Consider the following 14,064-nt stretch of genomic DNA (forward strand, 5'->3'; position numbering starts at 1 on the left):
TTCAGCGCCGCCCTTGCCCAGCAGTCCGGAGCCGCCACGCCGCCAGGGCGGCCAGGCCGGCACAGACGGGCACCAGCCTCCACGCCGCACCGGTCATGTCCGGCTGCTCGGGGGCGGGCGCGGTCGTTGTGGTGCCGCGCTCGCAGTAGGCCTTGGCCGAACCCACGATCAGCGCGCACGCATCCTGGTTGGTGGGGTGGGTGTCGGCGGCGAAGGCATGCCCCGTGTGTGGCCACCACGCCTCCGGCACACTCACCCCGACGGCCCAGACGAGCACGCTGACCACGACAGTGATGAGGGTGAGGACACTCGCGGCCGCGGTACGGCGTGGGGCGCGGTCCCAGGCAGAAGAGGTCATCAGAGGAGTTCCTTCGTACGGTGCTCTGCGGCCTCATCGGCGAGCGGCTCGGGTGCGGACGGCGAAGCAGCGCTCGTGCGGCGTCCCGGTGTGGTGGTGATGGACGTGGTGATGCGCGGGATACGGGGGATGGAGACTTTGACCCGGCCGGTGTTCTGCCGCGGGCAGGTCAGCAGGAATTCGCCCTCGCGGCCCTTGCGGCCGACGGGGGACAGACCGTTGGTCACCAGCCGCAACAACTCGGGGTCGTTCGGGTCGAGGCCGACGAACTCCAAACCCCGGCGGGCGCGTTCGCGGTCGGTGGTGCGGGCGAGCGCACGGTAGGCCATCAGCCCGCGGTCGGGGCCGAGTTCGGCGGCGTCGTGGGAGGCGGCCAGGAGACCAGCACCGTGCTTGCGGCCGTCGTGGAGGATTTCGTGGACCAGCGCGGTGCCCTCGGCCGACGAGGTGAGCCAGTACAGCTCGTCCGCGACCACGGCGGTGAACCGTTCGGGGTCCTCGAACGCTGTCTGCCGGGCGATCGCAGCGATCAGATAGAGAACGGCACGCCCGATCAGGGCCTCCAGCGGCTGCTGGTGCAGGACCTCCGGGTTGTCGAACGCGGCCTTCGGTGGCAGCTTCAGACCGGCAGTCGTGATCACGATCATGTCGGAGGTGCTGGACGCGTCCAGGTGTACCGGCGGCAGCGTGGGGTCGAACACCATCCGCGCCAGGGAGTTGGTGGCGATGACGCGGACGAGACCGGCGAGGGTGGCGGCCGCGTCCTGCCGCTTGCCCACCTCGCTCTTGGCCATCGCCTCAAGGACTTCCAGCACGCGGTGCATGGACGGCCGGTCACTGGCGGCGGCCTGCTCGACGGCATGGTGCAGGACCTCACCATTGGTGCTCATCGGGCCGATCCCGAGCTGCAGGGTGAGGTAGGACAGGGCGTAGTGCCGTCCCTCGGGCCCGTCGAACATGCGCAGCGGGTCGATGGAGACTTCGGCCTGGGCGGCGTCGATGATCTGGACACGGCCCTTGGCCGCGGTGCGGGCGAAGGCCGCCCACTCGCGTACGGGGGTGCGGTCGATGCAGATCGCGCAACCGCCGCGCGCCCACACCGCCTCCGCGATCAGCTTCTGCAGGACGCTCTTGCCCGCGCCGAGGTCCCCGACGATGCCCATGGACGCGGACGCGTCCACCTTGGGCGCATCCGCCACGTTGATCATGACCGGGCGGGTGGTGCCGCTGTCCAGGTCGATGCCGAGGAACATGCCGTTCGGGTCGCCGACCTGCGAGGTGGTGAAGGCCCCGCCCAGCGCCCAGTCCTCGGAGATCTGGTGCTGGGTGAACTCCCGCACCACCCCCGGGCGTACGGTGCCGGGCAGGCCGAGCGGGAACAGGGCCTCCTGCAGGCCGGTCGGACGCACGGCCCGGTAGTCGGCGCCGCCCAGCAGCGCCGCCAGTGCGCGGCCCCGGGCATCGCACACGGCGGCGCTCGGCCCCCACACCGTCAGCACGGTCACGGACTGCACCTCGACCTCCACGGATGTGCGCGACAGGCGGGCATCCAGCTCGCCCAGGTCGCGGGCGGCCTCGGTGAGCGATGCGGGCATGCCGGTGGGGCGGGCGTCGTACTGGTCGGCCTGGTCGATGAGCTCGTTCTTCTTGCGCCGCACCTGATCCCGCGCCTTCTCCGCAGGCACGAGGGTGAGGTCGACGGTGTAATCGACGGGAAAGTCGAGGGTTTCCAGCTGGGCGAACAGATCGGCGGCGTCCTGACTGACCGCGGGCGGGCACTCGGCCAACGCGAGGTGCGCCTGGTAGCCCACCCCGGCGTCGGATTCGACCTGCAGCCAGCGCCGCCCGAGCGGCGAGCCGCTGCTCACCCGCCACCACGCCTTACGCCCGGACCGCGTGATCCGACCGGAGCTCTTGAGCTCGTCGACGTCGTCCAGTTGGGTGTCGATGCCGCCTTCCTGCAGGCGCACTTGGCCGAGGTCGGCGTAGCTGGGGGAGCGCAGCACCCCGTCACGCAACTGCCCGCCATACAGGTCGCTGGTCTCGGCTTCCGTCAGCAGCGGCTCCGCCAAACCCCGGTGCAGGGCGTGCTGGACCACCCACACGATCTCCGCCGGGCGGGCCGGGCGCAACGCGATGCCGCCGGCGAGCGCGGCCGCCACCCGGGCGGCCTGCTCGCGGTAAGCAGTCACCTCCCGCTGCGCCACCGGCGCGGGGCGCATGCCGAGCATCGGCGACAGCTCCGCCCACGCCGCTCCGAGGGAGGCCGACACCTGCAGACCGCCTGACTCGGTCTGCAGCGGCACCGCCAGCCACAGGGTGCGGCGGTGCATCTCCTGGTCGTCGAGCAGATCCAGGGTCGCCTCGACGTTCTCCACCCACGGATGCGCACCTGCGCCCGGTGCCGTGTCGGCCGGCTCGATGCCCTCGATCATCTTGAGGGCGATCTCTCCGGGATCGACCTGCGCGCACAGCCCGAACAACCTGGGTGCTCCGGACAACGACCGCACCAAATGCGTGATCTTGGCGAGCTGTTCGTCGCGGACCGCGGCGGGCACGTAGGTCCCCTGCACGGTCTCCTCGTGCTGCCCTTGCGCGTCCGGGCCCGGATGCAGGCGGTAGACGGCCCACACACTGCCTTGCGTCGACCACAGAAGGTGCCCGGCGATGTGACGGATCGGAACCCTCACCGCACACCCCCGCCCCGCGCGGCGAGCGCAAGCAGCTGCTGAACACCCGACACCGGCCCCACCGGCACCGCGGGAGCAGTCGGCTCCCTGCGGTGCCGCGTAGCCGAGCGGCTGGCGGCCCGGCTCGCGTGCGGCGCCCGCTCGATACGCGGCCACACCACAGGGGACGGTGCGGCTGCCATAGCGGGGGCGGGCGGATCCTCGATCGTGAAGCCGCAGATCAGCGGGTGGGGAGCGCGGTCTCGGGCGGCCCGCCCGCCGATCCGCCCGCCCTGGGGCTGCCAAAGAAGCAGCACCCAACCCAAAGCGGCCTGCAGCGGGGCACGGCCGGCGAGCTTCGGACGGCGGACCGCCCAGATCGACAGCAGCCAGGCCGCGATCGGGATCGGCCCCATCCACGACCACCAGCTGATCGTCTTGACCAGAAGGAAGCCGCCACCCACGGCAACCGCGATCTGCGCGGGCGTGTACGGGCCGAGCGGGATCTTCCAGTCCGCGACCTTCCCCAGCACCCAGGGATGGCGACGGGCAGCGGTGTAGAAACGCCCCACCCGCCCAGCGGCGGCCGCGCTCACAGCCAGCCTCCAATGCCAGCGGAGTGCTCTCGTACGCCGGGGTCGGAACCGTGCACGGTTCCGGGGATTGCGGGGGCACCCTTGGCAGGGTTCTTGACCTCGTCCTCGAACATGTCCGAGAGGTCCTCGCGGGAGTTGTACAACCCCAGCGCGATGATCATCAGCAGCAGCGCGCCGATCCCGGCCTTGAGGCTGAACTTCTGGATCATGATGACGACGACGAGGACGAGCAGACCCGCCTGCAGACCTTTGGTCGCCCAGTCCTGGAGCATGGTGATCCAGCTGTCCCCGAGGTCGTCCAACTGACCGGCGAGGATTACGCTGTTGACCGCGTTCACCGGGCACCCCCGTCCAGGGCCGTACCGGACTCGAGCGCCGAGACTTCCCAGCGGCCCGAGCGGGCAGTGAGCGCAAGCTCGTAACCCAGCGGCCACCGCCCGCCGCTGTCCCGGGCTTCCACCTGCGCCAGGACACGGACCTTCGTCCCGTCGGCCGGAACCTGCTCGACGGCCGCGGCCTCCTCCACGGCGGCCACCTGCTGCACCGCCACAGCCGTGTACGGGGCGGGGGACACCGGCGACAGACTCACACCAGGGGCGAGGTAGCGCTCCACCTCTCCGGCACCGGTCAGGTAAGCGGCGAGGAACTCCCCGACGGCCGCCGACAGATCACCCTCCGGGACACTCACGCCGTACGACGACTTCGGTACCTCGGCCCGGGCCGGGCCGGCCACCACACCGGGCGCACCGGCCACGGCGAACGACGCGCCCGCGCGATCGGAGGCCACCGGCACCGCGTAGTACCGCACCGCTCCGTCTCCGTACTGCGCAGCCACCGTCACCCACCACCCGCCGTCAGCGCGCTGCGCACTGCGCACTGCCGTCACCGATGCAGGCGTCGACTGCGCATCCGTGTCCGTAGCCGGGTCGGGCAGTTCGACGTCCGGCGCCATCGAGTGCGCAAGCCGGGCCTGCGCACTCGATGCGTCGTCCGTGCTGCTGCGCAGCCACGCGTGGACGAACAGCTGCGCATAGCCGGCCGGATCGGCGGCCTGCGCCGTGGTGTGCACGGCGGCGGTGGGCTTGGACGGGGTGGCTGCCTCGACCGTGGTCGGGCTGGAGGTGATGGCGACGCCCAGAGCGATCGGGCCGGCCGCGATGACGGTCCAGACCGCCAGGCGCGACAGACGCACTCGGCGCCGCATCGCCTCCAGCCGGGCGCCTGCCGCCATCGGAGCAGCGGCCTCGTCTTCCGAGGCCTGCTTGCCAGGAGACATGGTCAAACTCCCAGGTCAGAACGAATGTTGCTGACTTTGAGAAAACCTGCGGGCCCCGACCGGACCACCGACCACGAGCCCCCGACCACGGTCACGATGGGGACACAAAGTCCGTGGTCGGGCCCGTGGTCGGCCCGACCACGGGGCGGCCGCGAGTCGGAAACGGCGCGCCCTGCCCGCCACAAGTCCCCGGCCGACGACCGCAATGAGGTCTTGCTGCCGCACTGCCACCGGACCCGCACACCACTGCGCAGAAGGTCGACGCCAGCGGCCGCGGCAGAGCCTGCGCAGTGCGGAGCCTGAACCTGCGCACGAGAAGATCAGGAAGCCTGGGGCGCGCTGCGTAACGCTCAGCCACCGCCCGACTGCGCACCACCCTCGACCGGTTGCGCAAACCCGTTGCGCAACCGCCCGTCCGACGCTGCGCAATCGGCGGCGCACCCCGCACACACCACAGCTCAAAGCCCGTGGTCGCCCCGACCATGAGCCCGACCACGGCAGCTAGATGGCTGCGTTGCCGGATCGTGACCGATGGTCGGGGCTGGTGGCCGTCAGCCTGGTCGGGGTCGACGAGTGAGCTGACGGCATGGAACACATGCACGCCCCCACGCCCGGGACCACCGGCCGCCCCACCACGGCGAGCCGAGGGCGCCGCCGTGGCCACCGTGCGCGGCCGGCGCCGGGGACACGGCGGTGAGCCGCTTCGGCGCGGGGGTCCGCCGGGGCGTGATGGCGGCCGAACAGTTCACCCAGGTTGCCAACGCACTGTTCCGCGACTGTCAGTTGTCGTTCAAAGCCAAGGGGATCTTCGGATACGTCAGTACGCACGCCAACGGCTGGCAGGTGACGATCGCCGACCTCGTCCGCCTGGGTCCGGACGGTCGGGAAGCGGTGCGCACCGGGCTGAAGGAGCTGGAGGCGCACGGCTATCTGATCCGTGAGCGCCTGCGCCGCCCGGACGGCACCCTCGGGGAGATCGTCTACTGCATCACCGACCGCCCGGCCACCCTGGACATCGCGCTGATCGAAGCCGACGTGATGATCGCGTCCCCCCAGGCCGGGTACGCCGGCGGGTTCGCGGCGGGGGTCCGTCGGGGCGTGATGGCCGCCGATCAGTTCACCCAGATCGCCAACGGCCTGTTCCGCACCACCGAGTTGTCCTACAAGGCCAAGGGACTGTTCGGACTGCTCTCCACGCACCGGGAGGGCTGGCGGATGACCGTCACCGACATCGCCCGCCGCGGCCGCGACGGTGAGGCAGCCGTCAAGAGCGGGCTGAAGGAGCTGGAGAAGCACGGCTTCCTCGTGCGGGAACGCGAGCGCGGCGTCGACGGAACCCTCGGCGCGGCCGCGTACTTCATCACCGACCTGCCCGCCCGGCAAAACAGCAGGTCGCAACCAGAATCGGGTTTTCCACCAGTGGATGACCCTACGTTGGCTGATCGGCCCACTAAGAACACCAACAGAAAGAAGACCACTCAGAAGAACACCAGACCCCTCCCTCCCCGCACCCGCGCAGCACGACCGCGCGGCGAAACGCCGCCCACACCACGGACGGCGCCTGCGGACCTCGAACCGGGCGTCCGCCTGCTGCTGGCGATCGGCGCACAGCACCCCGAGCTGCTGCTGACCGACCAAGTCCTTACCGAGCAGGGGCGCACCGTCACCGCGATGCTCGACGCCGGCTGGACGCGCGCACAGCTGCAGCACCTCATCAGCGACCGCCCCCTGCCGAGCCCGGTCCGCACCACCGTCGGCGCGATCATTGCCGCCCGGCTCCGCGCCGCCCAGGCCTACCCACCGCCCGCCACTGTGGCCGACCACTACGACCCGCCCGCGTGGGAGGACCCGCCACTGCGCTCAACCACCTCCTGCGCCGCGCGCACGGTGGACGAGGCCCTGGCCTACCGGGCCCTCGTCGAATGCGTCGGCTGCGGCGCGCCCGCAACCGCCCCCGGCGAGGACTTCTGCCCGGCCTGCCTGGGCTGGCCGCCCTGCCGCACCTGCCCGGGGCCGACCCCCCGCCGCGCCCACCCCGACGGTGACGGCCGCTGCACCACGTGCGCCTCCATGTTCATCAACCATCTGGAAGGAAGCACCCCGTGACACAGACGCTCCGCACACCGCCGCAGACCGCGGCCGCACACCACCAACGCCCCTGGACCCGCGACCCGGGCCAGTGGGAGAAGGAAAGCAGCCACGCCCTGCGTACCGGCCACGTCCACGACAGCTCGTGCTCGCCCGCGTGCCGGCCCGTGCTCGTGCACGAACGGCTCATCTGGACCGTCCCCGTAGAGGGCACGCTGCCCGAGGTCCCCCACCAGATCGGGGTGCTCACCCCGGCCCCGACCCGCACCCAGCGCCTGGCGCAGCGCTGGCAGACCAGGCGCCCCGCCCAGCACATCGCACTCGACACCGTCCCCGGCTTCTGCGCTTCTCGGCCGCCGCCGTCGCACTCATCACCGTGGTCGTCGGGCTGTTCGCCATACACCACGGCGCCCCCGTCGACGTCGCACTGCCGGCGATGCTGCTCGCTCCACTCCTCGCCGAGCACCTGCCGGTCGGCTGGACTGCCCGGGCCGACGAGGACCAGCACGTCCGCAAGGTCGAAGGCGTCAACGCCTGCCGCTACCTGCAGCGCCTCGCCACCCTGCACACCTCGCTCGTCCAGGCAACCGAAGGCAGCGACCGCTACGATCCGCGCCGCTCGGCCGAGTTCGGCCACAACCTGCTGTGGGACACCGCCGGTCTGCTCCAGACTCACGACACCCTCTCGGCCTCCGAGGCCTCATCACCCGCGAACGGCTCATGCTCCAACTCGCCGACCAAGTCGCGCAGATCACCGAGCACACCGAACGCGAGGACGCCGCCGCTGCGGACCAGCCCCGTGAGCCCGGACGGCCACTGGACCCGTACCCGCCGGGCTTCCGCCAGACGACACCTCGCCCCACGTCCAGCACAGCACCGCTGAAGGGAACTGTCCTCATGCCCGACCCCCAGCCCCAACCCCAGCCCCAGTCCAGCCAGGACGGGGGCACCCCGGACGTCTACCTACTGTTCGTGCACGAGCCGTACTACCCCGGTCCCGGCGCCCAGGAGATCAACACCACCGTGGTCGCCGCCGACTCCCTGCTGCATCCGCATGTGCGCCAGCCCGACGGCGTCCGGATCCACGACCGTCTCACTCAGGGACGGCAGCCGGGCGAGATCGTTCCCCTGTCCACCCTCACCTATGAACTCAACGGTGGCGCCGACTGGCCGTATGTCGGCGACTGGGAGGGCGTCACCAACGACCTTGTGCAGCTCGTCCACGCAGGGCGGTGCGACGCCCTCAGCCTCGGCCTGTCCGAGGTGGCGCGCGCCCTCCTTTGCACGGGACCACACGGTCAGGTCCGTGCGTATGGCGCCACAGCCGACGAGCTCGTCATCTACGGCTCTACGGAGCGCGGCGTGGTCCTGCAGGAAGTCGGCATGTACCTCACCGGCATCGCGACCGAGCAGCCATTCTGGCCGGGGGACAGCCTCCTACCTCCGCTGGGTCGCCTCGCCTGAGGCGCCGAGCCGGCCCCCTGCGACTCGCGAGCGGTCCGGCAGATCTGAGGCTGCTGCATCGGCTCGTCCACCGGTGTCACGGCGATCCACCTGGCCCGGAACCATCGACTTCCCAGGCCATCCCCCTGGGACGCCGCACTGAGCTCTGTTACGTCTACCTTGGCACCGCGGCAGCGGCAGCCGTGGCCATCTGGCTCCGGACCTGAAGATCCACGACCCAGCTCAAAGACCGCCCTCGGCCGGCCTCTGGTGCCCACACGGCACTCGGTCTCCGTCCTTGTCGAAGACCTCGGCATCGTTGCCAGAGTTCACCCACACCGTGATGCCCTGACCATGCACAACCACATTGAACGGCGAATCCTCTGCCTCCGTCTCAGTCACCACCGTGAACTCCTCACCCGGACGCATCCAGTGATCGGTTCCCCATGGCTCGACCCACAGGCAGAGCATGCTGCTGGTCTCGTTGCTCACGCTCGTCTTCGACACGCTCGCACCCTAACCAGCAGGATTGGCCGGACAAGTCCTAAGGGCAGTGCGAGGACAACGGCGCCGCCAGCCAGAACGAGGTGGATCTCCGCATCCGCCGCGAAATCCCGGGCTGGCAGGGAGTAGCCGGGATACCGAGGAAGCCCGGCAGCGAGAGTCTTACGCTGCCGGGCAGGCAGGTCGGGACCCACCATCACGAGTCGAGCCTGCGAACTGCGCTTCCCCTCCGCCCGCGGCTCCTGCTCATCGGACATCTCTGACCCTCCAGGTGCGGGTTGAGGCCGTGCAGGATCAGCCAGTCCGGCGGGGCCGGCCGTGCCTCCATGCCCCGGCGCTGCTCCGCCTCGCGTCGTTCCTCGAGGGCGATCCAACCGCCGATCTGGGCGAGGGCTGCCGTCGCCTGCTGAACCACCACGCGGCGGGCGAAGCGGAGCAGCTGGAGCCGCGACGGTTCATCGTTCATGAGTTTGATTCATGAAGCGCGACCACTGAGGGGCATCAACTGGCCAGCCCCGTGGCCGATCTCCGCCTTCACCCTGTCCTCGCCTCCGGCCGGATCGACAAGGTTGGCACCCGGCTCGGGAGGAACCTTGACCGACCTGCACGAACCGCTGGAACCGCTCGACAGCTGCCCCGACGAACTGCCCCCGCCCCGCCAGCGCGGCGACGTCAATCTGGTGGGGCTGCTCAGCGTCGCCGACGACCTCGCCCGCAGCCTGTCGGCGCTGAAGATCCGGGTGCAGCCCTACGACCCGAAGACCTCGCTCGTCAGCCCGGAGAAGGCACAGGAGAACATCGCGAAGGAAGTCGACCGGCTCCTGGGCACGGCCGTCTACCTCCAGCGCCACGCCCACGCCGCCATGCTCGGCCGGTGCGTCCTCGGGGCGGACTCCAAGGAAGACTGCTCCACCGAGGGCGCCAACCTCCAGCTCAACGTCTGGGACGGCATCACCCGCCGGAACATCGTCGAAGACGGCACCACCGGCTGCGTCGCCCACACCGTCGAAGCCGCCCGCCGCATCACTGGCCGACCCCGCCAGCCGCAAGATCCTGCTCGCCTTCGCCAGCGACGACGAAGGCGCCGCCGTCGCCCGCGCCCTTGGTCTCGGGCCGGACGACACCGACCAGTTCCTGCACCGGGGCTTGGCCCTGAGGCCCGAACACCGCGTTTTCTGACCCCGCGGGCGCGTGACCTGTTCCTGCCTGCCACTGCCCGCCTTCTCTGAACTCCTGCCTGACAAGCCCCCGCTCTTGGCCGCGACGCCGACCGCGCCGGTAGCGGGACATACCGCGGCCGCCCCCGCCACCCCCATCGGAGGCGTCCGTCCACACGAGGAGGAAGAGCGTGACCATCGCGATGGAACGTCCCGTGGGCACCACCGACCCGATCACCCTGGTTGACCCCGAGGTGACCGAGCGGCTTGCCCGGCGCATCACCACCGAGCACCCTGATCAACGATGCGACCGCGCGCCGCATCGTCGGTCAGGCGGCCGCGTTCATCGCCGCTACCGGCCAGCAGCCCGGCCGGAGCCTCGTACCCAGCGAGCTGGTCGACTACGGCTGGCACGCCTTCATCCTGCACACCGTCGACTACGCCGACTTCTGCCACCACGTACCGACCGACGAGGACGATCAGACGCCGGACGGGGCCGCAGCCGCACGCCAGCGCACCATGGCCGCGCTCGAGGCCGCCGGATACACCGTCGACACGGAGCTGTGGAACTCGGCGCGGACTGCAACCAGTGCCACGCCGGATGCCACGACAGCCCCAAGACCGGCTGACAGCCAGCGCCACCTGTAAGACACTGCAGCCGCCCGGTGTCACAACCGGGCGGCTGGCCCTATGAGCGGAGCACCACGTGACGGACACTGCGATCGCCTGGGACACCTACTCACGGCAGCGGCCCGAGCGCCGGCCGGTCAACGCCCGCGGCGACACGACCTGGTTCAACTGGACGCAGTACCCCGACCACGGGCCCGGGGCCGAACTCCTCAGTCTTCGACCCGGAGGCCGCGCCCTGGACCTCGGCTGCGGCAAGGGCGGCAACGCCGCGCATCTGGCTACCCTCGGTATGCGAGCTGTCGGCATCGATATCTCGTGCGCGCAGCTGAGCGCCGCCCGCGAACGCTGGGCCGGCGCGCCTGGCCTGGAGCTGCACCAGGCGGAGGCCGTCACCTTCCTGCAGGATTCGGCGGAGACGTTCGACGCGATGTACTCGGTGTACGGAGCTCTGTGGTTTACCGACCCCGCCAAGCTGCTGCCCACCGTGCGTGAGCGGCTCCGCCCGGGCGGCCGTCTGGTGTTCTCGCAACGGCCACCCGTCGAGGGCTGCTACGGCTGCCAGGCCTCGTACATCCCGCGCGGCCCCGACGATGACCCGCTCGTCGTGAAGCGCTGGGACTACGAGCCGGACGTGTGGGAGCGGGTACTGGTCGAGCATGGCTACACGGACGTGCGCGCGACGGTACTGGCGGCGCCGCCGGGACGACGCACGGTGGGGACGCTCATCGTCTCCGCCCGCGCGTGAGCCGCAGCTGCCGTATGAACACCCGCCCCGTCTTCGCACCCCATGCACCAGAGAACGGCCGAGTCGCCTCGCGTGAACCGGGTATGCGCGCCGCCTCAGTGCGGCAGGATGCTCGCCCAACAGCGTGAGCAATGTCGCCCGCGCCCGCAACGCCTGGACCCAGCGGCCCGGAGGTGGCCAGTGACGGAGGGTCCACCGTTTCCCAGCGCTGCCCGCACCGCGGAATGGTTTCGGAAGCCAGCAGCGCCCCGAGGGTCCGCAGCCACGCCCACGAGAGCGCGGCCGGTACACAAAGTACCTGCTGAGCGGGACATCACGCAGGCGTTCAACACAGGCCGGTGGCAGTTCAGTTCGTGGCCAGGAGGCGGCTAGCACGGTCGGAAAGCTCGCGGGCGGTCGTGTCACCGGAGAACCGGCCCAGGCGGACCCGCATGTCCTCTGCGGCGTCGCGGACCTTCACGGACTTCACGCCTTCGGCGCAATCGAGGAACTCTGACCAGGCGCTCAGGGCGCCGTCGAAGTCACCTTGCCGTAGGCGGATCTCGCCGAGATGGCCGAGGACGCTGGCCCGGGTGCGCCGGCGGTCAAGTCCGTACTCTTCAAGGGCCTGGTCGAGGTGTTCGGCCGCGGCGGTCAGGTCGCCCATTCTGGCCAGGGTCATGCCAGAGGCGTAGGCCCAGCGGCCGATGGTGAAGTGCGACGCCCAGGACTGGCCGGGGGGTGTGCTGGCTGTGCGTTCGATCTGGGTCTGGGAGGCGCTCAGGGCCTGGGTGGCGGTGCGGTGGTCGCCGTCGAAGGCAGCGGCATCAGCGTGGGTGGACTGGTAGTAAGCGACCGCGCGAGGGTCGTCGAGGCGGCCCGCGTAGTTCATGGCCATCTCGGCGAGTTCGACGGCTTCGGCGCGGTGGCGGGGGCCCAAGCTGATGGCCTGCACGGTCAGGCCGCGCAGGGCGGTCGCCGCGAGTTCGGGTTCGGAGGCTTCGATGGCGAGGCGCCAGGAGTGGGAGTAGTAGTAACGGGTGAGGGCCTCGTGGCGCTTGTCGTCGCCCTCATCCTGGACCATCCATCCGATGAGGTGGGTGAGCTGGCTCGTGGCGGCGTACAGGGCTCGGCCGGTGGCTTCGGTGTAGCGGCCGAGAAGCCAGGGCCCGGCGTTCTCGGTCAGGTAGCTCACGGCGAGTTTCCTGACGTGGCCGCCGCCGTACTCGGCGGCGCTGTCACCGAGGGTCTTGACCATGGCGTTGATCGCCGCGACCTCGCCCTGACCGACTCGTATAGCCGTGGCGGGGGCGGAGCGGACGCGGCGAGTGATGGCGTCCGAGTCGGGCACGCCGAGGAACGACAGGGCAGCGCCGGTTGATGCGGACAGGAAGTTCCGACGGTCCACGTCACTCCTCCCAAGTTCCAGGACAGAGGCAACGGTATCCAGGGTTGGTTCACCATGCTCGTCGGGACCGGCGTCCTCGGGTTCGATCCCTAAAACGCGGGTGACGGCGGGTAACCAGAGTTCGCCCGGTACCCGTTCGCCGACCAGCAGTTTTCGCGCGTACTGCCGGGACATGCCTTGAGGTCCGCGGCCTGCGGCGAGGCCGAGTTCCCGGGCGAGCTTGGACGGGCCCCAGCCCCGGTCCTCGCACGCGGCACGGATCAATTGGGCCAACGGCCCAGGGTCCTGCTCCATCTGTGGTCCCTCTCCCCAGGGTTACAGAGGACTACGCGGGGTTACATCGTGGGTCCTATTGCCCCTGGCCACCAAGGACTTCACTGAACTCGACGCCTTCGGGACCAACCCCCGCGTAAGGGCTCCTCCCGTCCCCACGGCGCCAAACCGGCATGCTCCGGACCCCGTTTGTGCAGCACCCGGGGCATGCCGCCCCCACTTTTTCCCATGTCCTGTCAAGGAGTTGATCGCGTGGACCCGGCGGCAAGAAACCCTCACCCCCACGGCGAGGGCGCCACGATGTCGGACAGCGCCACGGAGGCCGTGCTCTACGTCTGCGCCGAACGCGGCACGCAGACGCCCGCCCTGGCCGAGGAACGCGCCCTCCAGGAAGGCCGCGCCTTCGCCGGCGAACGGGATCTGCGCCTCGGCGAGGAGATCACCGACCACTTCGGCGAGGTCGACCCGGGCAAGCGGCCCGGCTGGCAGCGCGTGCGCGGCATGGTGGCCCGCGGCGAAGTCACGACGGTGATCGTCCGCTGGCCGAATGCGATCAGCACCGACCAAGAACTGCGCTACGCCGAGATCGCCTGGTGCCAGGAGCACGGCGTGAGAGTCCAGTTCTCCTGGGCTCCCCTGTCCGAGCTGGGAGGCCAGGGCAGATGAGCGGCAGGCACGCCGCCCGGCCCGTTGCGGACCACTCCGGCCGTCATGTTGCCCTGCTCGGACTGATCGCGCTGATTCCACCCGCGCTCGTCCTAGGCCCCCGGGCCATCGCGGCACCGGCCAAGCCGGCTGGGATCGAGCGGCCCGACATCAAGGCCGCGCAGGCGGATCCGCCTGTCATCGGCCGCGCCACATAGACCAACCGGCGGCGGCGCGTAGAGCTTCACCGCCCGCCGTCGCCGGTTCCCTATCTCGTACCCGAGGCGAGAGGA

16 protein-coding genes are annotated in these 14,064 nt (G+C 70.5%); 8 read left to right on the top strand and 8 right to left on the bottom strand.

What is annotated here, in order from left to right; translation table 11 throughout:
• Position 1: 1 nt before the first annotated feature.
• The 5 genes from ACFYNL_RS38260 to ACFYNL_RS38280 are packed head-to-tail and all read right to left on the bottom strand — an operon-like array spanning position 2 to position 4,899.
• Entirely contained in the window at positions 2-358 is a 357-nt protein-coding gene (locus ACFYNL_RS38260; protein ID WP_388812478.1) for a hypothetical protein, read from the bottom strand.
• Entirely contained in the window at positions 358-3,048 is a 2,691-nt protein-coding gene (locus ACFYNL_RS38265; protein ID WP_388812480.1) for an ATP-binding protein, read from the bottom strand. Before ACFYNL_RS38265 ends, ACFYNL_RS38260 begins: the two co-directional genes overlap by 1 nt.
• Entirely contained in the window at positions 3,045-3,623 is a 579-nt protein-coding gene (locus ACFYNL_RS38270; protein WP_388812483.1) for a hypothetical protein, read from the bottom strand. Before ACFYNL_RS38270 ends, ACFYNL_RS38265 begins: the two co-directional genes overlap by 4 nt.
• Positions 3,620-3,961: a hypothetical protein gene (locus ACFYNL_RS38275; protein WP_388812485.1), complete on the bottom strand. Its 342-nt coding sequence runs from the start codon at positions 3,959-3,961 to the stop codon at positions 3,620-3,622. The genes ACFYNL_RS38270 and ACFYNL_RS38275 overlap by 4 nt, the downstream gene beginning before the upstream one ends.
• Complete coding sequence (locus ACFYNL_RS38280) at positions 3,958-4,899, bottom strand: conjugal transfer protein (RefSeq protein WP_388812488.1); 942 nt, start codon at positions 4,897-4,899, stop codon at positions 3,958-3,960. Before ACFYNL_RS38280 ends, ACFYNL_RS38275 begins: the two co-directional genes overlap by 4 nt.
• A gap of 693 nt (positions 4,900-5,592) precedes the next feature.
• Here ACFYNL_RS38280 and ACFYNL_RS38285 point away from each other — a divergent pair.
• The 3 genes from ACFYNL_RS38285 (at position 5,593) to ACFYNL_RS38295 (ending at position 8,451) form a co-directional block, all read left to right on the top strand.
• On the top strand, positions 5,593-7,005 hold the full coding sequence (locus ACFYNL_RS38285) for a hypothetical protein (RefSeq protein WP_388812491.1): 1,413 nt from the start codon (positions 5,593-5,595) through the stop codon (positions 7,003-7,005).
• Positions 7,006-7,363: 358 nt separating this feature from the next.
• A complete protein-coding gene (locus tag ACFYNL_RS38290; RefSeq protein WP_388812493.1) occupies positions 7,364-7,870 on the top strand; it encodes a hypothetical protein in 507 nt (168 codons plus the stop codon).
• Positions 7,871-7,884: 14 nt separating this feature from the next.
• Positions 7,885-8,451, top strand: a complete 567-nt coding sequence (locus tag ACFYNL_RS38295; protein ID WP_388812495.1) for a hypothetical protein — start codon at positions 7,885-7,887, stop codon at positions 8,449-8,451.
• A 222-nt stretch (positions 8,452-8,673) separates the two neighbouring features.
• Here the strand turns inward: ACFYNL_RS38295 and ACFYNL_RS38300 are convergent, their stop codons facing one another.
• Together ACFYNL_RS38300 and ACFYNL_RS38305 are read right to left on the bottom strand one after the other, a co-directional pair.
• Complete coding sequence (locus tag ACFYNL_RS38300; protein ID WP_388812498.1) at positions 8,674-8,937, bottom strand: hypothetical protein; 264 nt, start codon at positions 8,935-8,937, stop codon at positions 8,674-8,676.
• Positions 8,938-9,130: 193 nt separating this feature from the next.
• The gene (locus ACFYNL_RS38305) at positions 9,131-9,400 is read right to left on the bottom strand and encodes a hypothetical protein (protein ID WP_388812500.1); all 270 of its coding nucleotides are present in this window, start codon (positions 9,398-9,400) and stop codon (positions 9,131-9,133) included.
• A 127-nt stretch (positions 9,401-9,527) separates the two neighbouring features.
• Between ACFYNL_RS38305 and ACFYNL_RS38310 the strand changes: the two genes are divergently transcribed.
• From ACFYNL_RS38310 to ACFYNL_RS38320, 3 genes are all read left to right on the top strand, one after another.
• The gene (locus ACFYNL_RS38310) at positions 9,528-10,163 is read left to right on the top strand and encodes a hypothetical protein (RefSeq protein ID WP_388812501.1); all 636 of its coding nucleotides are present in this window, start codon (positions 9,528-9,530) and stop codon (positions 10,161-10,163) included.
• A 195-nt stretch (positions 10,164-10,358) separates the two neighbouring features.
• Positions 10,359-10,739 carry a hypothetical protein gene (locus ACFYNL_RS38315; RefSeq protein WP_388812503.1) on the top strand — a complete coding sequence of 127 codons (381 nt, stop codon included), beginning with the start codon at positions 10,359-10,361 and terminating at the stop codon, positions 10,737-10,739.
• Positions 10,740-10,797: 58 nt separating this feature from the next.
• Positions 10,798-11,466, top strand: coding sequence for a class I SAM-dependent methyltransferase (locus ACFYNL_RS38320; protein WP_388812504.1), 669 nt, complete (start codon positions 10,798-10,800; stop codon positions 11,464-11,466).
• 346 nt (positions 11,467-11,812) lie between these two features.
• Here ACFYNL_RS38320 and ACFYNL_RS38325 read toward each other — a convergent pair whose 3' ends face one another.
• Positions 11,813-13,147, bottom strand: a complete 1,335-nt coding sequence (locus tag ACFYNL_RS38325) for a tetratricopeptide repeat protein (RefSeq protein ID WP_388812506.1) — start codon at positions 13,145-13,147, stop codon at positions 11,813-11,815.
• A gap of 279 nt (positions 13,148-13,426) precedes the next feature.
• Here ACFYNL_RS38325 and ACFYNL_RS38330 point away from each other — a divergent pair, with 279 nt between their 5' ends.
• Both ACFYNL_RS38330 and ACFYNL_RS38335 read left to right on the top strand, forming a co-directional pair.
• Complete coding sequence (locus ACFYNL_RS38330) at positions 13,427-13,792, top strand: recombinase family protein (RefSeq protein WP_388812509.1); 366 nt, start codon at positions 13,427-13,429, stop codon at positions 13,790-13,792.
• The gene (locus tag ACFYNL_RS38335; protein ID WP_388812512.1) at positions 13,789-13,989 is read left to right on the top strand and encodes a hypothetical protein; all 201 of its coding nucleotides are present in this window, start codon (positions 13,789-13,791) and stop codon (positions 13,987-13,989) included. The genes ACFYNL_RS38330 and ACFYNL_RS38335 overlap by 4 nt, the downstream gene beginning before the upstream one ends.
• The last annotated feature ends 75 nt before the right edge of the window (positions 13,990-14,064 follow it).

It is taken from the genome of Streptomyces sp. NPDC007808 (genome assembly GCF_042868655.1).
Classification (GTDB): Bacteria; Actinomycetota; Actinomycetes; order Streptomycetales; family Streptomycetaceae; genus Streptomyces.